Consider the following 19298-nt stretch of genomic DNA (forward strand, 5'->3'; position numbering starts at 1 on the left):
AAAGCTGACACGATGAACCGTATCCCCTTCCCCGACATGAAGCGCCCGCTGATCGCCATCCTTCGCGGCATCCGGCCTGACGAGACCGAAAGCGTCGTCGGCGCTCTGATCGACAATGGCCTGACGGCGATCGAGATCCCGCTCAACTCGCCGGAGCCGTTCAAATCCATCGAGATCGCCGCGAAGATGGCGCCGGCCGAAGTGCTGATCGGCGCCGGCACGGTGCTGACCGTCGAGGCGGTCGACAGCCTGCATGCGGCCGGCGGCACGCTGCTGGTCACGCCGAATGTCGAGCCCGAGGTGATCATCCGGGCGCGCGAATACGGCATGGTGACGATGCCGGGCGTCTTTACGCCGACCGAGGCGCTGGCGGCAGCGCGCGCCGGCGCCACCGGTCTCAAATTCTTTCCGGCCAGCGTGCTCGGTCCTTCCGGCATCACGGCTATCCGGGCAATCCTGCCGCCGGAGCTGATGATTGCTGCCGTCGGCGGTGTCTCGGACAAGAATTTCGGCGATTATACCAAGGCCGGCATCTTCGCCTTCGGCCTCGGCACCAGCATCTACAAGCCAGGAATGACCGCGTCAGAGGTTGCCGAGCGCGCCAAGGCGACCATTTACGCCTATGATGCAGCCATTGGGAGCGTGAACGTATGACCGATATTTATGAGTTCGAGGGCAAAACACTTTGCAATACCAATTCCGTTCTCGGTGAAGGCCCGACCTATGATCCTGATAGTAATACCGTCTGGTGGTTCAACATCCTCGGCAAGGAACTGCACGAGCTCAATCTTTCGACGGCTGCGAAAAAGGTGCATCCGCTGCCTGTGATGGCGAGCGTGCTTGCCCGCATCGATGCCGGGCGGCAGCTGGTCGCGACGGAAGAAGGGCTTTTCGTACGCGATGTGGCAAGCGGCAACCTCACCTTCTACGCCGCTCTCGAAAACGACAGGCCGGAAAACCGTTCGAACGACGGCCGCACGCATCCTTCGGGTGCGCTGTGGATCGGCACGATGAGCAAGCGGGCTGAAAACCAGGCCGGCGCCATCTATCATGTCGCCAGCGGCAAGGTGACGAAGATCTTCAACGGCATCAGCATCCCGAATTCGATCTGCTTCTCGCCTGACGGCACGGTCGGCTATTATACGGATTCCCGCATCAACCGGCTGATGCGCGTCATGGTCGATCCGTTGACCGGCCTGCCCTCGGGTGAGCCGATCGTGCTCGTCGACAGCATGGACGACCCCGGCAGCATCGACGGCTCGGTGGTCGATGCCGACGGCTATCTGTGGAATGCGCGCTGGGGCGCCGGCGTCGTCGACCGCTATAGTCCGGACGGTCTGCGCATCTCGCGCTATATGGTTCCTGCCGTCCAGCCCTCCTGCCCTGCCTTCATCGGCGTCAATGCCGACCGGCTCGCAGTGACGACCGCCTGGGAAGGGCTGGATGAGGATGCCCGTTCGGCGCAGCCCAGTGCCGGCGCGCTGCTGGAACTCGGCATCGACGTCAAAGGCGTGTTCGATCCCGTCTATGTAATCTGATTTTTGCTTGTCATCGGTGATCAGAGGCGCTCCCCACCGGGGCGCCTTTTCTCGTTTCAGCGGCTGCCCTTCGATAAATGTTCCGTGAAAATCGAGAAATTTTCTGTGTTTTCAACCGGAACCAATCACTCCACCAGTCATTTTCCCTTCGAACTGGCGCGGTGACGAGACCTCAGAAACAGGTATCGCCGGGTCAGCGATCACTAGAAAAAAACGAAGGTAGGTTCGAAATGACACGCAAACTCTTGACGACCGTTGCCGCTGGCGCACTGTTTGCCACGGCTTTCGCACCGGCGGCATTCTCGCAGACGGCACCGCAGCCTGCGGACCCTGCCGCTCCGACCCAGGCGGCTCCCGCCGATCCGGCAGCACCGAAGCCGATGACGCCTGACGTCACCAAGCCCGCGGGCGATGCCGCACAGGCTCCTGCCCCGGCACCGACGACAGACACGGCTCAGGCCGGCTACCTGACGGAGCAGTCTCCGGACCAGATCAGCGCCAACACCTATATCGGCCAGTCGGTCTATAACGGCAACAATGAAAGCATAGGCAGCGTCAACGACCTGATCCTTAAGAAGGATGGCGGCATGGTTGCCGCAATCGTTGGCGTCGGCGGCTTCCTCGGTATCGGTGAAAAGAACGTCGCCGTGCCGATGGAAAAGATCACCGTCGCGCAGAACACCCAGGACGGCAGCGTCAAGCTGACGACCAGCGAAACGGCTGAATCGCTGAAGGCCGCACCTGAGTTCAAGACGCTGGCAATGCAGTCGGCCGAAAAGGCTCCGGCTGCGACCGGTACCGATACCACGGCGACCGGCTCGACCACGCCTAAGTAATCCGTGCGCGGTAGTATAGCGTAGGCGATGGCGCTCCCCGGGGGCGCCATCGTTTTATGAGGCGCCATCGTTTTATGCGCTGGCCCGCTCCGCCATGGTCGGATCGTAATAGTTTTCATGCAGGAAGCGCAGCGTGGCGATACCGTCGGCCGGACGGCCGAAGTGATAGCCCTGGCCCATGCCGCAGCCGAGCGTGCGCAACTTCACCGCCTCGGCATAATCTTCGATGCCTTCTGCGACGACTTCCAGCTCCAAGCCCTCGCACATGGTGAGGATCGCCTTGATGATGTGTTCGGAGGCGCGATCGGAATTGATGCGCGAGACGAAGGCGCGGTCGATCTTGATCTTGTCGAAGATGAAGTCGCGCAGGCGCCCAAGGCTCGATTGGCCGGTGCCGAAATCGTCGAGCGAGATGCGCACACCGGCGGCGCGCAGATCGGCGATGATGCGGTGAGCGGTATCGGCCGAACTCATCACCGCCGTCTCGGTAATCTCCAGCTCCAGGCGATGCGGATCGAAGCCGACGCGGCCGAGGATCGACAGGACGCTGCTGCTCGTGCCCGGATCCATCAATTGAGCCGAGGAAAGATTGAACGACAGGAAGAGTTCGCGCGGCCAGGATAGCGCGGCTTCCGCGGCTTTGCGCAGCAGCGCCTCCGACAGTGCGTCGATGAAGCCACGCTCCTCGGCGAGCGGCACGAAGACGCCGGGCGACACGAAGCCGAGATCGGGATCGTTCCAGCGGGCGAGCGCCTCGAAGCCGACGACCTGATTGTTGGACAGCGAGACGATCGGCTGGAAATGCACGTCGATCGCGTCGGAGATGATGGCGTTTCTGAGCGCCTGCTCCAGCTGCGTCGCGCGCTTCATCTCCTGGGCGATCTCGCGTGAATAGACGGTGATCTGGCCGCGGCCGCGGCGCTTGGAACGGTAGAGGGCGGTTTCGGCGCTCTTCAGCAGTTCCTCGCAATCCTCTCCGGCGAAGGGATAAATGGAAAAGCCGAGGGAGGCGGAGAGACGAACGTTGCGGTCACCGAGGTCATAAGGCGCCGACAGCACCTCGCGGATCATCTGGCCGAACTTCTCGGCACTCGCCCGCTCGAAGATCAACGGCAGCACGAAGGCGAATTCATCGCCATCGTGGCGGGTGACCAGCGCGCCATCAGGAATGCAGGCCCTGAGACGATGGGCGACCTGGCAGAGGATTTCATCGCCGGCTGTCGAGCCGAACAGATCGTTGATCGGCTTGAAACTGTCGAGGTTGACGATGCCGATGGTGAAGGGGGCCGGATCGCTGGCGCGCTCGGAAGAGATCTGCAAGACCTTGTCCCGCATGCGATTGCGGTTGCCCAATCCGGTCAGCGGATCGGTATAGGCCATCGCCTGAAGCTCATTCTGACCGACGGTCAAGAAAGCTATGTCCGCCGATTTCATCATCCAAACCCGAGCTTTCCTCCGGAGCCATGCAGAAGAATGACCGGCAGGTCTTAACAATTCGATAGTAAATCAGCGGCACAGCCGCCTGAACCTCCCCAAAATCTAGGGAGTTGACGGGTATTTTGGCGCCTGCACACTTTTGCGCGGCAGGTTTCAGTTTTGAGCCCGCATGGCCTCATTCATTAGGTATTTCTGAAATACAGTCTCCAGCATGTCAGGGCTGACGGGTTTCATGATGACGTCGTCCATGCCTGACTTGACGCATTCGGCGCGGTCACGCTCGAAGGCCTGGGTGAGCACACCGATGATCGGGGTGCGGGTGCCACCGCCGGTTTCCTCCATCTGCCGGATGAGGCGCGCGGCCTCGAAGCCGTTGAAACCCGGCAGGGAAATATCCATCAGCACGATCTGCGGCCGGTGCTCGGCCCAGAGGCGCACGGCCTCGTCGCCGGTTGCCGCAAGCATGTGGCGATAGCCGAGGCCTTCGAGGATCTGCGAAAAGACGATCTGATTGATATCATTGTCTTCGGCGACGAGAACCTGCAGGCCGACCGGATCGTCGGAAATGGTGATTTCCCAATCAGCATCCGAACCGGCGGCGCTGCGGCTGTTGCGATTGAAATGCCGGGCGATCTGGAAGGTGAGCTCGTTGGCGATCTGGAAACCGTCCATGACGAGCGCCGGGATGCCGTATTGCTCGGCAAGCTCGAGGCAGCGCATGCCCATCTGGTTGTCGATGATCAGAAGATCGAGCGAGATGCCGGAGGAGGTGGCGATTTCCAGGAACCGCTCCTCTTCATCCTCGCCGCGGACCGAGCAGGATTCGAAGCCGTATTTCGTCAGCGTCCGCAGCGCGGCGGTCTCGGCGGCGAGGTCGGCCGTAACGACGAGGACCTTGCGACCGGAGAAATTCTCCGGGACGATCGCTTCCATCGCCGCCGGTTCGCGCCGTGCGATGCCGCTTGGTACAGGCACATAGGCGCGGCGATAGCTTTGATTGCTGGAGGCGGTGATCGCGGACGCTTGGCCGAACTCGTCGAGATCGGCGCCGTCGCGCGGCAGATCCTGCATGGTCGACACCAGGAAATAGCGGCCAGGCTTGCCGATGCGGTGCTTGCGGCTGACGATATCGCGCTCGATGCCGTCGCGGGAGATCTGCCGCTGGCGGGAGACGGACATCTCGCCGGTCTCCAGCACATGGCGGTCGCTTTCTTCGAAGCGCTTGGCGATCTCTTCTGAAAAAAGATCGCCGCTCTTGCGCCCGAGGACCTCGTCGGCGCTCGTCTGATATTTCTCGCAGAAGGCGAGATTGACCGCGACATAGGTGAGGTTGCGGTCCTTGACGAAGAGCGGGAACGGCAGATTGTCGAGAATATCCTCGGTGAGTTGCACCCGCTCCAGATCGGAGCGCCATTGCTCTTCGCGCTTCTTGTTCTCGGAAATATCGGAGATGATGGTGACGCCGTAACCGCCCGGCAGCCTGCGCTTGACGAAGCGGACCCAGCTATCGGCACCGTGGCGCTCGACGGCGTCGAAGCGCTCGCGCCAATGCGAGGCGATTTTCTGCGACAGCCAGTCTTCGCGGCTCAGCGAGCCACCCTGCCTGACATCATACTGCTGGCGAATGCCGGTGTCGTACATCGCGCCGAGGAAATCGCGAAGCCGCGTGCCCGGCTTCAGCATGTCGGCGGGAAGCGGAAAGAATTCGAGGGTCTGGCGGCTTGCGAAGATCAGATGATCGTTCTTGTCGTAGATGATGAAAGCTGCGGAAAGGCTGTCGCACACCACATCGAAAAGCGCCGTCTGCAGATCGGCCTCGGCGGGAGACCCATCCATTTCTGATGATGTGTCCGCCTTTTCGAAGCCGGCACTCATTCTATTGCGTCCCACATCTGTTCGATTTCGCAGCTTCCGGAGGTATGTGATTAGAAATGCCATTTTTATGTTAAAACCGGCTTAACATTACCTATTCCCAAATTTGGGGGAGCCCCGGATCACGTTTCGGGAAAGCCTGTCGAAACCCCTTCCCTCCGGCCCGCGAATCCCCGAAAATAGCCCATGGCCATCAGACAGCTTTCCGAAACGCTCATCAACCAGATCGCCGCCGGCGAAGTCATCGAACGGCCGGCGAGCGCTGCCAAGGAACTGATCGAAAACGCGGTCGACGCGGGCGCGACGCGCATCGAAATCGCCACGGCTGGCGGCGGCAAGGCGCTGTTGCGCGTCAGCGACAACGGCTCGGGCATGGATGCGGCCGATCTGGAACTGGCGGTCAGGCGCCACTGCACCTCGAAGATATCGGAGACGCTCGAGGATATCCGCACGCTCGGCTTCCGCGGCGAGGCGCTGCCCTCGATCGGCTCGGTCGCGAGGCTGAGCATCGCAAGCCGCAGACGCGACAGCGCCGGCGGCCACGAGATCGCCGTTGCCGGCGGCAAGATCGCGCATCTGCGCCCGGCCGCCGCCAATCCCGGGACGATCGTCGAAGTGCGCGACCTGTTCTTCGCCACACCCGCCCGGCTCAAATTCCTGAAGACGGAAAAAGCCGAGGCCGGCGCCATCACCGAAATCGTCAAGCGCATGGCGATCGCCTTTCCCGCCGTGCGCTTCGTGCTGTCGGGCTCAGACCGCACGACACTGGAATTCCCGGCGACCGGCGACGATCATCTGGCCCGCATGGCGCAGGTGCTCGGCAAGGACTTCCGCGACAACGCCATTGCGCTCGACGCCGTGCGCGAAGAGATCTCGCTTACCGGCTTTGCCGGCGTGCCGACCTTCAATCGCGGCAACTCCGCCCATCAATACGCCTTCGTCAACGGCCGGCCGGTGCAGGACAAGCTGATCCTCTCGGCGATCCGCGGCGCCTATGCCGAGACGATCCCTTCCGGCCGTTATCCGGTGGCGGTGCTGGCGATCACGCTCGATCCTGCTCTCGTCGACGTCAACGTGCATCCGGCAAAATCCGACGTCCGGTTCCGCGATCCTGGCCTGGTGCGTGGCCTGATCGTCGGCGCCATCCGCGAGGCCTTGGCGCGCGACGGCAGCCGGGCGGCAACGACCGGGGCGAGCGACATGCTGCGTTCCTTCCGCCCCGGCTTCCAGCCGAATAGCCAGCGGCCGCAGGCGCAATGGTCGGCCGAAACCTCGCCCTCCCGGCCCTATCAGCCGACAACGGGTTTCGGCGAGCGGCCACAGGCGTCCTTCGACGGACTTTCGATGCCGACGGCGCGAGCCGAGCCGCAATCTTCGCCGCAGCCGGCAGCTGCCGAACCGACCGCGCGGTATCCGCTCGGCGCGGCGCGGGCGCAGATCCACGCAAACTACATCGTCGCCCAGACCGAGGACGGACTCGTCATCGTCGACCAGCATGCCGCGCATGAGCGGCTGGTCTTCGAAGCGATGCGCAAGGCGCTGCATTCGAAGCGGCTGGCCTCGCAGGTGCTGCTCATCCCCGAGATCGTCGATATTCCGGAAGAGGATTGCGACCGGTTGATGCAGCATGCGGCCGAGCTTTCCGAACTCGGCCTGGCGATCGAGCGTTTCGGCCCAGGGGCGATCGCCGTGCGCGAGACGCCGGCAATGCTCGGCGAGGTCGATGCGCATGGGCTGATCCGCCAGCTTGCCGACGAGATCGCCGAGTGGGACACGGCGTCAGGCCTATCGGCCAAGCTCGAATATGTGGCGGCGACCATGGCCTGCCACGGGTCGGTGCGTTCCGGACGGCGGCTGCGGCCGGAGGAAATGAACGCGCTGCTCCGGGAAATGGAAGTGACGCCCGGCTCCGGCCAGTGCAATCACGGCCGGCCGACCTATATCGAATTGAAGCTCAGCGATATCGAACGGCTTTTCGGCAGAAGCTAAAAAAGCTGGAAAAGCAGTCCTTTCGGGAGTATGGCAGACTAAAGCGTGTCGCGATCTTTCAGATCCGCTTGCCACGCTTTAGGTCTTTGGTGTCCGCATGTCGTGATCGCAAAACCGCGGCACAGTTTTGCGCGACATGCTCTAATGACAGACGGCAGGGAACGGAGCGCATGAATTTGTTCGAAGGGCACGGAAACCGCGAGGCGAAGATCCGGTATCTCGATGGCGATTTCCAGATTCTTTCGCCCGGCTCCTATGTCGTCTGCGCGATGACGGGAAAACAGATCCCGCTCGACGAATTGCGCTATTGGAGCGTCGCCCGGCAGGAGCCCTATGCCGACGTGATCTCGGCCATCGATGCCGACAAACGCGCCGGCGTACTGCCAAACCAGCGGCGCTAGAGCCTTTCAGCTTTTCCTGGAACTGCTTTGGCCGCAGTTTTGATCTCGCGCAGGCGCCGTTCGCGGCAAGCAACGATCGCCCGGTCGATGATCAGGTTCGGCGCGAGGTGATCCTCGAAAACCATGTCGACCTCGATCACCCGGCTCTTTTCGACGAGCCGCGCCGCCTTGCCCTGATGGCCGGAGAGGCGGACGAAATCCTTGGAGGTAGTGACGATCAGGAGACCTTGACGCTCGGCAGTCGTCAGGATGTCGTCGATCTCCTCCTCGGTCAGGTGCTCGTGGTCGCCGAATGATTTGGCGACCACGATCTCGGCGCCGCGTGATTCAACGGTGCGGAAGAATTTGGCGGGATCGGCAATGCCGGCAAAGGCGAGCACCTTCGTGCCGGCCAGCGTATTGTCGCCGCGGACTTTCAGCGATGCGGTGAAATAGGGTTTTGCGGCGCGCGCCGCCATCCGGACGATCCTGTCGGCGGCATTGCCGCCGCCGACCTTGAGCAACGCCGTCGCAGAACGCAACTGCTGGCGGATCGGCGCGCGGACCGGGCCACCCGGAACGATATGGCCGTTGCCGAGGCCGCGCGTCGCGTCGATGACGAGCAGGGCATAGTCGATCGCCAGCCGGGCACTCTGGAAACCGTCATCCATGATGATGAGATCGGCGCCCTCCGCCACCAGCCGCGCAGCCCCTTCGACGCGCCGGCGGGAAATCACCGTCAGCGCTTCCTGGGCAAGCAGCAACGGCTCGTCGCCAACGGCGCCCGCCCGATGATGATCCGGGTCGACCACGGTCGTCACATCGAGCGAGCCGCCGTATCCCCTGCTGAGAAAGCCGGGCTTCAGCCCTTTCGCCTTCGCGGCGCGGGCAATCGTCAGCGCCGTCGGCGTCTTGCCGGCGCCGCCGACGGTGAAATTGCCGACGCAGATGACCGGAATGGGAACGGAAGCGCGGCGCGCATGGGCCATGCGGTGGCCGGCGATACGGCCATAGAGAAAAGAAAGCGGCAGCAGCAGCCAGGCCCGCCAATCGGCTTTCCTCCACCAGAACGGTGGCGCTTCAGATATCATCTTGCCGTCCCGCTCCCCTGTCCGGCTTGTTCTCACGCAATCCCTTGGGAAAGTCGCTGCGCGCTTTTCCCAAAACCGCTGTGTACTTTTGCTGGAATTGCTTTAGCCACAACCAGCCCCCTGCTTTTCGACCGGCCCGGATTGAGAAGCCAAAACCTGAAAAAATGCAAGCCCTTACCGGTCAGGCCGGCTGCAGGTCGGGCAGCAGGGTCTCGATGGCGGTGATATCGTCGAGCACATGATCGGCCGCGGCGGCAAGCGTCTCCCGCGAACCGGTGCCGGTCAGCACCGCGATCCTCAGGCCGGTGCCAGCATTCAGACCCATGTGCAGATCGTGATTGTTGTCGCCGACCATGGCGACCTCTTCAGGCAAAAGACCGGTCGCGGCGCAGAAGCCGAGCACCATGCCGGGCTCCGGCTTGACGCCGAAACCGCTGTCGTAGCCGGCGATGTAATCGACATAGTGGGCAAAACCGAAGCGTTCCGCCGTCTGGCGGATCGACCGTTCATTGTCGCTGGAGGCAACGCCGAGCTTGAAGCCGCGCCGATGCAGCCGGGCGAAGAAGCCGGCGAGGTCGGTCACCGGCACGGAAAATTCGGCGGCGCTGGAAAACAGCTCGTCGAGGCGGACCGTCAGTTCGCCGACATCGACCATCGAACCCGCGGCAACCAGACCCTCGGCGATCTGGCGGGTATTGCCGGCGGCAAGCAGGCTGTCGGGAACGATGTGGCCGGTCACCGGATCCATGCCGCAGGCCGAAAGCAGCCGGTCGGCAAGAAGCTGATCCCCCTGGGCTGCGATGCGGGCAAGCTCGCGATTGACCGGCAGCCAGCTCTCGTCATAGTCGAGCAGCGTGCCGTCCTTGTCGAAGAGGATGCCTTTGATAGGGGACGCTGCCGACATCTCAGTTCCTCAGACCTGGGCCACGGCCTTGGGCAGCAGCCGCGCCTTCACCGTCAGCGGATTGATATAGGGTTCCAGCCCCTTCACTGTCGCCGTCAGCGCGCCGCGCATCTCGTGCACGGCGGTGATGCCGGCCTCGATCATATTGCGGCGGGCGTCGTCATTGATCAGCAGGTAATGCACGCCCTTGGCCAGCATTTCAGTGTCGCGCACCATACGGGCGCTGCCGCTACGGGCAAGCTTCTGATAGGCATCGCGGAAATTCTGCACATGGCCGCCGGAGAGAATGGCGCAGCCGAGCATGGCGGGCTCCAGCGGGTTCTGGCCGCCTTCGGCAAAGAGCGAGCGGCCGACGAAAGCGATTTCCGTCAGGCGCAGATAGAGGCCCATTTCGCCGATCGTATCGCCGAGGAAGATATCGACATCGGCAGACAAGACATCGTCGCGGGTGCGGCGGGCGACCTTCAGCCCCTGCTTGACCAGGGCAGCTTCGATCTCGTCGCTGCGCTCGGGATGGCGCGGCACGATGATGGTCAATTGATGGTCGCGCTCCCTGAGCGCCCGGTGAACGATGGCGGCGGCATTCTCCTCGCCGTCGAAGGTCGAGATCGCCGCCCAGGTCTTGCGCTCGCCGATCTGCTTCTTATAGCGGGCGAAGACAGCGCTGTCATAAGGCGGCGCGTCGGTATCGACCTTCAGATTGCCCGAGGTGATGACGGGCACGGCGCCGAGATCGCGGAAACGTTCGGCATCGACATCCGACTGGGCAATGACGAGGGCAAGATTCTCGAATAAGGCTTCGGCGATCGCCGGGCGACGGCGCCAGCGGGCAAAGGAGCGGTCCGACATGCGGGCATTGATCAGGATCTGCGGAATGCGGCGGCGGCCGAGCTCCAGCACCGTTGCCGGCCAAATCTCGGATTCGGCGATGATGGCGCAATCGGGCTGCCAATAATCGAGGAAGCGGCTGACGGAGGGCTTCAGGTCGAGCGGCACATATTGATGGATCGCTTCCTGGCCGAGACGCTCGGCGGCGAGCTTGGCAGACGTGATGGTGCCGGTGGTCAGGATGACATGAATGTCGCGGCGGCGGATTTCACGGATCAGCGGGATGACGGCATTGGTTTCACCGACGCTTGCGGCATGGAACCAGACGAGCGGGCCTTGCGGCCGGTTGGCGCTCGGATAACCGAAGCGTTCCAGGCGGCGGGCCCGGTCTTCCTTGCCCTTGGCCGTGCGGTAGGTGATATAGAGGCCGACCACAGGAGAGGCCACGGTCCCCGCCAGACGGTATGCGTTCAGACCGAAGCGCGCCATCCGGGAGCTCATTGCGCCAGCCTCCGATCAAAACCGATCGACATCAAACCCATTCCCTAATTATCGTTGCGGCCGCAATGGCCGATTAATTTGTTCAGAATGCGTCCAACAATCCGGATCGACGGGCGCCCGATGCACCAATGCCCCGCTCGACGAGCGGCCGGCCGGCGGCACTTGCTAAGATCAGTTGCCCCTGGCCTTTTCCTGCGGATCGAGCAAACGATGCATGTGGACGATGAAGTAGCGCATATGCGCATTGTCGACCGTCTGCTGCGCCTTCGCCTTCCAGGCCGTCAGCGCCGTGGCATAATCCGGGAAAATGCCGACGATATCGAGACCCTGCAGATCACGGAACTGGACGTCATCAAGGCTTTCCAGTTCGCCGCCAAAAACGAGATGCAAAAGTTGCTTCTTGTCACCGGATTCAGTCATTTTTTGTTCTCTTTCTGCCTATTCTCCTCCGCCACCCATCTGCGGGATTTTGACGGAAACGTCAACTGTCTCGTCGCCCCGCAAAGGCCGCGAGGAATTCACTGATCCGGGGTGTTGGGGCCGCGCAGAGGACCTTGTGGGTGACTTCGGCGCGATTGTAGACGATCGGCCGGCCTTCGATGTCGACGAGGCCGCCGCCGGCACAGACAAGGATCAGATCGGCGGCGGCAAGGTCCCAATCATGTGAATTACCCTTGACGAAGGTGCCCTCGAGACGACCGTCCGCCACCATGGCGATGCGATAGGCGAGCGAGGGAATGTATTTCTCGCGCGTTACTCGGTCTTGGAATTCCGGCGGAAAGGTCTTCAGCAGGTCTTCGCCGATCGCAAGGCGGCTCGTTTCTTCCGGTCCGGCCGCCGAGACGGTGAAGGGAACGCCGTTCTTCAGCGCCACGCCGCCCTCGACCGCCTCATAAAGCTCTTCGAGCGCCGGGGCATAGAGCACGCCGGCGACCGGCCGGCCGCGATGAACGACCGCGACGCTGACGCACCAGACCTTCTGCCCGCCGAGAAAAGCGCGGGTGCCGTCGATCGGATCGATGATGAACAGCGTCTCGCGTGAGAGACGGTCGGCATCGTCGTCGGTTTCCTCCGACAGCCAGCCATAATCCGGCCGGGCCTTGCGCAGGATGGTTTCGAGCGTCTTGTTTGCGGCGAAATCGGCGGCGCTGACGGGAGAACGGTCCTCGTTCTTCCACCAGACCTCGGGCGACTGGTTGAAGAAGCCGAAAGCGACGGCGCCCGCCTCTTTCGCAGCATCGGCGATCAGCGCGAGATCGCTCTGCCAGCGGGCCTTTTCCTTATCGCTCATCCGTCAATCCGTTTCTTACTGCCCTGCGAGCGTCATGCCTTCGATGGCGAAGGTGGGGGCCGCGACGCCGAACTTGCGATCGATGTCGTTTGCCAGCGTCAGGCGCATGAACATCTCCTTGAGGTTCGAGGCGATCGTCACCTCGGAGACCGGGAAGGTGAGTTCACCATTCTCGATCCAGAAGCCGGTGGCGCCGCGGCTGTATTCGCCGGTGATCATGTTGACGCCGTGGCCGATCAATTCGGTGACATAAAAACCGTTGCCGACGCTGCGGATCAGATCCTCCGGCGAGATGTCGCCGGGTTCCAGGGCAAGGTTGGTGGAGGAAGGCGAGACGGCGGTGCCGCCACGCACACCGCGGCCGTTGGTCTCCAGACCCAACTCGCGCGCGGTCGAGGTCGAGAGGAACCAGTGCTTCAAGATACCATCCTCGATCATCACCAGCCGCTCGCCGGACACGCCCTCGCCATCGAAGGGCCGCGAGGAAGGGCCGCGCACGATCAGCGGATCGTCGGTGATCGACAGGCCGGACTTCAGTACCTGCTGACCCATTTTGTCGCGCAGGAAGCTGGACTTGCGGGCGACGGAAGCACCATTGATCGCACCGGCGATATGGCCGACGAAGCCGCGGGCGACACGCGGGTCGAAGATCACCGTGACGTCCTTGCCGGTCGGCACCTGGCGCGGATTGACGCGCCTGATCACCCGTTCGCCGGCGCGACGGCCGATTTCAGCGGGATCGTCGAGTTCGGCGTAATAGAGGCGGCTGTCATAATCATAGTCGCGCTCCATGCCGGTGCCTTCGCCTGCGATGACGCTGACGGAATGGCCGAAACGCGAGGCCATGTAACTGCCTTCGAACCCGTGCGAGGTGGCAAGAACGAGGCCGCCCATGCCGGCCGACGCGCCGGCGCCGGAGGAATTGGTAACCCCCTTGACCGCAAGGGCGGCTGCTTCAGCAGCAAGACCCGCCTCGCGCAGCATCTCGGAGGACACCTCGGTGGTATCGAGCAATTGCAGGTCGGGATAGGATCTCGAAAGGCTCGCCTCATCTGCCAGGCAGGCGAAGGGGTCTTCCGGAGAAACCTTGGCCATGGCGACGGCGCGTTCGGCCAGCGCCTGAAGATCGAAGCCCGGATTGGCCGAAACGCTGGCGACACGCTTGCCGATGAAGACACGCAGGGAAAAATCGTCGCTTTCGGAGGATTCCGTGCCCTCGACCTTGCCGAGGCGGACGCTCACCGATTGCGAGCGCGACCGGACGACGACGGCGTCGGCGGCATCGGCCCCTGCCTTCCTTGCCAGATCGATCAATTGACTTGCGCGGGAAAGAAGTGTCGAGGAATCAATTTCAGAGGACATGATTTGGCCTTTCCTTCGGCTTCCATTTATTGTGCACTCTCCCAAGCATCAAGGCCGCCGCCGCCGATTCTTTATCGGGGTTGCCTGCTTGCTCCCCGCCGTCGAAAGAAATTGTCAGCATGTCAGCGTCCAATGCCTTTTTTTCCGAAACGATCCTGCTGCTTGGCGGGGCGGTGGTCGCCGCTCCGATCTTCAAGAAACTCGGGCTCGGCACGGTGCTCGGCTATCTCGCCGCCGGCATCGTTATCGGCCCGGTCTTCCACGGCATCACCGATGGCGAACAGATCCTCGCCGTCGCCGAACTCGGCGTCGTCTTCCTGCTGTTCATCATCGGGCTGGAGCTGAAACCCACCCGCCTCTGGCAGATGCGGCGCGACATCTTCGGCCTCGGCTCGGCGCAGGTGGTGCTGACGGGGCTGGCGCTGACCGCGCTTGCCTGGTTTTCTGAGGTTCTCGACTGGCGCGGCAGCATCGTTGCCGGATTTGGCCTGGCGCTGTCCTCGACCGCCTTCGCCATGCAGATCCTCGAGGGCGACGGCGACGTCAATACGCGATACGGGCAGCGCTCCTTTTCGATGCTGCTGTTCCAGGACCTGGCGATCGTGCCGCTGCTGGCGCTGATCACCATCCTCGACGGCGGCGACAAGGGCAGCAACGCGCCGCTGTTGGATTTCGCCATCGCCGTCGGCGCGGTTGCGGCGATGATCGTCATGGGGCGCTACCTGCTGACGCCGCTTTTCCAGATCATCGCCCGGACCGGCGCGCGCGAGGCAATGATCGCGGCGGCCCTGTTCGTCGTCATGGGATCGGCGAGCCTGATGCAGCTTGCCGGGCTTTCGATGGCGATGGGCGCCTTCCTTTCCGGCGTGATGCTTGCCGAATCCTCCTACCGGCACGAGCTGGAGGCGGATATCGAGCCGTTCCGCGGCGTGCTGCTCGCTATCTTCTTCATCGCCGTCGGCCTGTCGCTGGAACTCGACGTTCTCGCCAACAATGCGCTCTTCGTCATCGTCGCCGTGCCGATCGTCATGGCCGTCAAGGCGATCGTCATCTACGGGATCTGCCGGATCTCCGGTTCCCCGCACGACGATGCGATCCGTATCGCCTTCCTGCTGCCGCAGGGCGGCGAATTCGGCTTCGTGCTGTTCACCACGGCGGCTGCGGCCGGGCTGATGTCGACGAGCACGGCCTCGCTGCTGGTCGCGATCGTCACGCTGTCCATGGCGCTGACGCCGATCGGGTCGGCCCTTTCGAAGCGGCTGCTCAACGGCGATGAGCAGGAGGAGCTGGACGAGGATTTCGAGGGGGCCGGCGCCGATGTGCTGATGGTCGGCTTTTCGCGTTTCGGCCAGATCGCCGCCCAGATCCTGCTTGCCGGCGGGCGCAGCGTCACCGTCATCGATTTTTCGGCCGACCGCATCCGCCAGGCCTCCTCCTTCGGCTTCCGCATCTATTTCGGCGACGGCGCCCGCAAGGACGTGCTGCGCTCGGCCGGCATCGACCGGGCGAAGATCGTGCTCGTCTGTACGCAGAAGAAGGAAATCACCGACAAGGTGGTGGAGCTGGTGCAGGCCGACTATCCGCACACCCGGCTCTATGTGCGCTCCTACGACCGCATCCATTCGATCGAACTGCGCAACAAGGGCGTCGACTACGAGCTGCGTGAAACGCTGGAATCGGGCCTGCTCTTCGGACGGCGAACGCTGGAGGCGCTTGGCGTTTCCGAGGTCGACGCCTACGAAATCGGCGAGGACATCCGCAAGCGCGACGAGGCGCGCCTGGTGCTGCAGGTGTCCGAAGGGCTGCAGGCCGGGCGCGACATGCTGTTTTCCCATCCCGTCCGCCCCGAACCGCTGGTCAAGCCGAAGCGCGCCGCCGATCCCTTCGAGGACGATCCGCTGGCCGGAACCGTGGATGCAACGGCGGACGCCTGATCACCCCTGAGCGGCTTGCGAAATTGACGCATTGAATATGAGGGGAGCGGCGTTTATCAAACCTCCGATCGGAGCGATCCAAGAGGGAATCTTGATCAGACGGACGACACAGATCGAACAATGGGCGCTGCGCATCCTGTGCGCGGTCGCATTGGTGTTCGTCGGCTTCGCTCATCAGATCCCCGCCGCAGCGGCTGGCGAATTTGATCCGGCTGAACTCGGCCAATATGTACTTCCGGACGGGACGCTGCCGACGCTTTGCGTCACCACAACGGATAAATCCGGTCAGGACCAGCACGACAAGGCGCATTCGCATAGCTGCGAAGCCTGCCGGATCAGCGCCTCCATCCTTCTGCCAGCGCCGACGGACATTGCCGGTGCTGCCATACCCTTTGCGGCTACGGTTGAACTGCCGATCCGGACCGAGGCCTTCCATCGCCAGCTTTTCCCGCCCAACACCGGTCCTCGGGCTCCGCCTTCCGATCCGATCCTCACCTGAACTTCGCGTTGCGGCAGGCGCCGTGATGCGCCTTTCAACGCCGGCCGACCTGCATGCGTGCCGTCGGTCGTGGATACGGATCCATTCTCATGTCGACCATTACTGCTGCCGAACCGGCGGCGAATGCCGCTAACGGCGTTTCGCTCTACCGTGCCATCTGGCGCTGGCATTTCTTTGCCGGGCTTCTCGTCATACCCTTCCTCCTCAATCTGGCCGTTACCGGATCGCTCTATCTCTTCAAGGACGAGATCAACAGCACCTTCTTCGGCTACCGTTACAGCGTCCGGCCGGCTGGCGAAGCGCTGTCGGCGGAGCGGATCGCAGAGATCGCCGCCTCCGCCGTGCCGGGCTCAACGGCGATATCCTACAAAGACCCGGTCCTGCCCGAGCGATCAGCCATCGTCACCCTCTCCAGCGATGCCGGCTCGATGCTGGTCTTCGTCAACCCCTATGACGGCAAGGTGCTCGATGTGGTCGGATCGACCGACGAGTTCAATTATGTCGTCAAGCGCATCCACAGCCTCGCCTATTTCGGTACCCTGACGAACCGGCTGATCGAAATTGCCGGCGGCTTTGCCATGGTGCTCGTGGTCACCGGCATCTATCTCTGGTGGCCGCGACGACAGACGGGCGGCGTCATCAGCGTGCGGGGAACGCCCGGTCGCCGCGTTTTCTGGCGCGACCTGCATGCGGTGACCGGCGCCTTCGCCGGTGTCCTGATCTTCTTCCTCGCGATATCAGGCATGCCGTGGTCGGGTTATTGGGGGGCGAACGCCAATACCTGGCTGACCGAACACGGGCTCGGCTATCCGGTGCAGCTCTGGGACGACGTGCCGAAGTCGCGAAAAGTCACCGAGGATATCCTTCCGAACAGTGGCTGGATCGTCGAGAAGGCGCCCGTTCCGCTTTCCGATATCGCCGCAGCGCAATCAGCCAGGCCAATCGGCCTCGACAAAGCCGTGGAGATCGCCAAACGGTTGGGCATGGCGCCGGGCTTCGACGTGGCGATCCCCTCCGACGAGACGGGCGTCTATACCGCCTCGCTCTTTCCGGACAACCTTACCGACGAACGCACCCTCCATATCGATCAGTATTCCGGCAAACCCCTGATCGATATCGGCTTCGATCAATATCCGTTCCTCGGCAAAGCAATCGAGTGGGGCATCAATGTCCACCAAGGACAGGAATGGGGGCGTTTCAACCAGTTGCTGATGCTCGCAACATGCCTCGCAATTGTGCTCAGCTGCGTGACCGCCGTCCTCATGTGGTGGAAACGGCGCCCGGCTGGCCGCCTCGGCGTGCCACCCATGCCGCCAAAGCCTTCGATCTATTACGGCCTGTGGGTGATTGTCGGGATCTTCGCGGTTAGCTTCCCGATGAGCGGGCTGGCGATTGTCGCCATGATCGCCTTCGACCAGATCGTCGTGCGGTTCGTACCGTTGCTGAAACGCGTTCTCGCTTGAGGGAGGCCATCAGATGAAGAAGATCATCGCTATTATTGCCGGCGTGCTGCTTGCTTCCATGGCATCTGCCGATGACGATCCGCAACAGGCGATCTCGGCAAGGCTGAAGGTGATGTTCGAACGGCCGGACAAGCCGCTCGATATCGCGCCGGTCGTCGTTCAAGCCGATTGGGCGATCGTCGGCTGGCGGCAGGACGGACGCGGCGGACGAGCCCTGATGAAGAAGTCGCATCACGGCTGGAGCATCTATCTCTGCAGCGGCGACAGCCTGAAGGATGCCCGGACGCTGGAGACGATCGGGCTTTCCGCAGATGACGCCGCCGGGCTGGCTGCGAAACTGAAGGATGCTGAGGCCGGCCTCGATTCTTCCGCGCTTGCGCTGTTCTCAAGCTTCGAGGGCACGGTGATGATGATGAACGAGGCTTCAAACGGCGCGGGTCATGCCGGCCATGAGGGTCACGCCCAGTGAAGCAAAGAAATAGCTAGCGCTTCAGCCGAGCCTCGATTTCCCGGTCAAGGGCGAATTTCAGGTCGTCCTTGACGCCGACGGACATGGCGAGGACTTCGCGGGCCTTGAGGAAATCCATGACGCCGGTGCGGCCGACGGTCGGGCGCAGGAAGATATGCGGCGGGCGAAGCTTCAGTTTCAGCGAGATCGCCGTCTGCATCATCAGCTGGCCGGAGCCGAAAATGCTTTCCATGCGGTTCGGAATATGGGTGCCGTCGCCTTCCGGCGCGCCGACGACATCGATGCCGATGACGATGTCGGCAAGATCCATCAGGCATTCATAGGGCACCGGATTGCTGATGCCGCCGTCGATCATCACGCGGTCGCGCAGGCGCACCGGCATGAAGACGGCGGGGATGGCGGACGAGGCTGCGAGTGCGGGAAACAGCTCGCCCTGCTCGATGATGACTTCGCACTGCCCGTAATAATCCGTGGTGATCACCTTCATCGGCACCAGCAGGTCCTCGAAGCGGGCCGGCAGTTCGGACGGCAGGAAAGCTTTCAGGATCCGCTCCAGATTGAACTGGCCGATGCGGATACCTTTGGCCACCGCATCGCGCACCGTCGCCGGCCTCAGGCCCCATATGCGGGCGACGACCGCCGTCTTATTGCCGACGGTCGTCAGCGCATGTTCGCGGATTTCGGCGCCGGACATGCCGGCAGCCATACCGGCGCCCATGATCGCGCCCATCGACGAGCCCGATACCGCCACCGGGCGGATGCCGAGTTCATCCAGCGTCTCGATGATGTGGATATGAGAAAGCCCGCGCGCGCCGCCGCCGCCGAAAGCGACCGCAACCGTTGGCAGATCGCTGATCGCGGGCAATTTCGGGCTGATGATCTCTGCCTGCTGCACGCCCGCCCC

At 62.8% G+C, this 19298-nt stretch carries 19 protein-coding genes; 9 read left to right on the forward strand and 10 right to left on the reverse strand.

Annotated features, from left to right (window positions below; translation table 11 throughout):
* The first annotated feature begins 12 nt into the window (after positions 1-12).
* From A6U98_RS16400 to A6U98_RS16410, 3 genes are all read left to right on the forward strand, one after another.
* Positions 13-654 carry a 2-dehydro-3-deoxy-6-phosphogalactonate aldolase gene (locus tag A6U98_RS16400; protein WP_064651462.1) on the forward strand — a complete coding sequence of 214 codons (642 nt, stop codon included), beginning with the start codon at positions 13-15 and terminating at the stop codon, positions 652-654.
* Positions 651-1538 (forward strand): SMP-30/gluconolactonase/LRE family protein, encoded by an 888-nt coding sequence (locus tag A6U98_RS16405; protein WP_064651464.1) that lies wholly within the window; start codon positions 651-653, stop codon positions 1536-1538. Before A6U98_RS16400 ends, A6U98_RS16405 begins: the two co-directional genes overlap by 4 nt.
* Positions 1539-1768: 230 nt before the next feature.
* Positions 1769-2374 (forward strand): PRC-barrel domain-containing protein, encoded by a 606-nt coding sequence (locus A6U98_RS16410; RefSeq protein ID WP_064651466.1) that lies wholly within the window; start codon positions 1769-1771, stop codon positions 2372-2374.
* A gap of 72 nt (positions 2375-2446) precedes the next feature.
* Here the strand turns inward: A6U98_RS16410 and A6U98_RS16415 are convergent, their stop codons facing one another.
* Entirely contained in the window at positions 2447-3811 is a 1365-nt protein-coding gene (locus A6U98_RS16415) for an EAL domain-containing protein (protein ID WP_029872615.1), read from the reverse strand.
* A gap of 153 nt (positions 3812-3964) precedes the next feature.
* Positions 3965-5686 carry a response regulator gene (locus A6U98_RS16420; protein ID WP_064651468.1) on the reverse strand — a complete coding sequence of 574 codons (1722 nt, stop codon included), beginning with the start codon at positions 5684-5686 and terminating at the stop codon, positions 3965-3967.
* Between the two features lie 183 nt (positions 5687-5869).
* Here A6U98_RS16420 and mutL point away from each other — a divergent pair, with 183 nt between their 5' ends.
* Together mutL and A6U98_RS16430 are read left to right on the forward strand one after the other, a co-directional pair.
* On the forward strand, positions 5870-7672 hold the full coding sequence (gene mutL / locus A6U98_RS16425) for a DNA mismatch repair endonuclease MutL (protein WP_064651472.1): 1803 nt from the start codon (positions 5870-5872) through the stop codon (positions 7670-7672).
* Between the two features lie 170 nt (positions 7673-7842).
* Complete coding sequence (locus tag A6U98_RS16430) at positions 7843-8073, forward strand: DUF2093 domain-containing protein (protein WP_003545832.1); 231 nt, start codon at positions 7843-7845, stop codon at positions 8071-8073.
* Here the strand turns inward: A6U98_RS16430 and lpxK are convergent.
* From lpxK to A6U98_RS38010, 7 genes are all read right to left on the reverse strand, one after another.
* Positions 8070-9143 carry a tetraacyldisaccharide 4'-kinase gene (gene lpxK, locus A6U98_RS16435; protein WP_064651474.1) on the reverse strand — a complete coding sequence of 358 codons (1074 nt, stop codon included), beginning with the start codon at positions 9141-9143 and terminating at the stop codon, positions 8070-8072. The genes A6U98_RS16430 and lpxK overlap by 4 nt on opposite strands.
* 181 nt (positions 9144-9324) lie before the next feature.
* Positions 9325-10047: an HAD family hydrolase gene (locus A6U98_RS16440; protein ID WP_064651476.1), complete on the reverse strand. Its 723-nt coding sequence runs from the start codon at positions 10045-10047 to the stop codon at positions 9325-9327.
* 9 nt (positions 10048-10056) lie between these two features.
* Positions 10057-11376 (reverse strand): lipid IV(A) 3-deoxy-D-manno-octulosonic acid transferase, encoded by a 1320-nt coding sequence (gene waaA, locus A6U98_RS16445; RefSeq protein WP_064651477.1) that lies wholly within the window; start codon positions 11374-11376, stop codon positions 10057-10059.
* Positions 11377-11547: 171 nt separating this feature from the next.
* Positions 11548-11796: a DUF4170 domain-containing protein gene (locus A6U98_RS16450; protein ID WP_018244984.1), complete on the reverse strand. Its 249-nt coding sequence runs from the start codon at positions 11794-11796 to the stop codon at positions 11548-11550.
* 61 nt (positions 11797-11857) lie between these two features.
* A complete protein-coding gene (locus A6U98_RS16455) occupies positions 11858-12667 on the reverse strand; it encodes a 3'(2'),5'-bisphosphate nucleotidase CysQ (protein WP_064651479.1) in 810 nt (269 codons plus the stop codon).
* Positions 12668-12682: 15 nt separating this feature from the next.
* On the reverse strand, positions 12683-14029 hold the full coding sequence (locus A6U98_RS16460; protein ID WP_064651480.1) for a TldD/PmbA family protein: 1347 nt from the start codon (positions 14027-14029) through the stop codon (positions 12683-12685).
* Positions 14019-14150, reverse strand: coding sequence for a hypothetical protein (locus A6U98_RS38010; RefSeq protein ID WP_280818133.1), 132 nt, complete (start codon positions 14148-14150; stop codon positions 14019-14021). The genes A6U98_RS16460 and A6U98_RS38010 overlap by 11 nt, the downstream gene beginning before the upstream one ends.
* Here A6U98_RS38010 and A6U98_RS16465 point away from each other — a divergent pair.
* The 4 genes from A6U98_RS16465 (at position 14149) to A6U98_RS16480 (ending at position 18394) form a co-directional block, all read left to right on the forward strand.
* Positions 14149-15963: a monovalent cation:proton antiporter-2 (CPA2) family protein gene (locus tag A6U98_RS16465; protein WP_064651482.1), complete on the forward strand. Its 1815-nt coding sequence runs from the start codon at positions 14149-14151 to the stop codon at positions 15961-15963. The genes A6U98_RS38010 and A6U98_RS16465 overlap by 2 nt on opposite strands.
* Positions 15964-16054: 91 nt before the next feature.
* Positions 16055-16462 carry a DUF2946 family protein gene (locus tag A6U98_RS16470; protein ID WP_064651572.1) on the forward strand — a complete coding sequence of 136 codons (408 nt, stop codon included), beginning with the start codon at positions 16055-16057 and terminating at the stop codon, positions 16460-16462.
* Between the two features lie 89 nt (positions 16463-16551).
* Entirely contained in the window at positions 16552-17925 is a 1374-nt protein-coding gene (locus A6U98_RS16475) for a PepSY domain-containing protein (protein ID WP_064651483.1), read from the forward strand.
* Between the two features lie 13 nt (positions 17926-17938).
* A complete protein-coding gene (locus tag A6U98_RS16480) occupies positions 17939-18394 on the forward strand; it encodes a copper uptake system-associated protein (RefSeq protein WP_064651485.1) in 456 nt (151 codons plus the stop codon).
* 13 nt (positions 18395-18407) lie between these two features.
* Here A6U98_RS16480 and A6U98_RS16485 read toward each other — a convergent pair whose 3' ends face one another.
* Complete coding sequence (locus tag A6U98_RS16485) at positions 18408-19289, reverse strand: patatin-like phospholipase family protein (RefSeq protein WP_064651486.1); 882 nt, start codon at positions 19287-19289, stop codon at positions 18408-18410.
* Positions 19290-19298 lie beyond the last annotated feature (9 nt).

It is taken from the genome of Rhizobium sp. WYCCWR10014, from assembly GCF_001657485.1.
Taxonomy (GTDB): Bacteria; Pseudomonadota; Alphaproteobacteria; order Rhizobiales; family Rhizobiaceae; genus Rhizobium.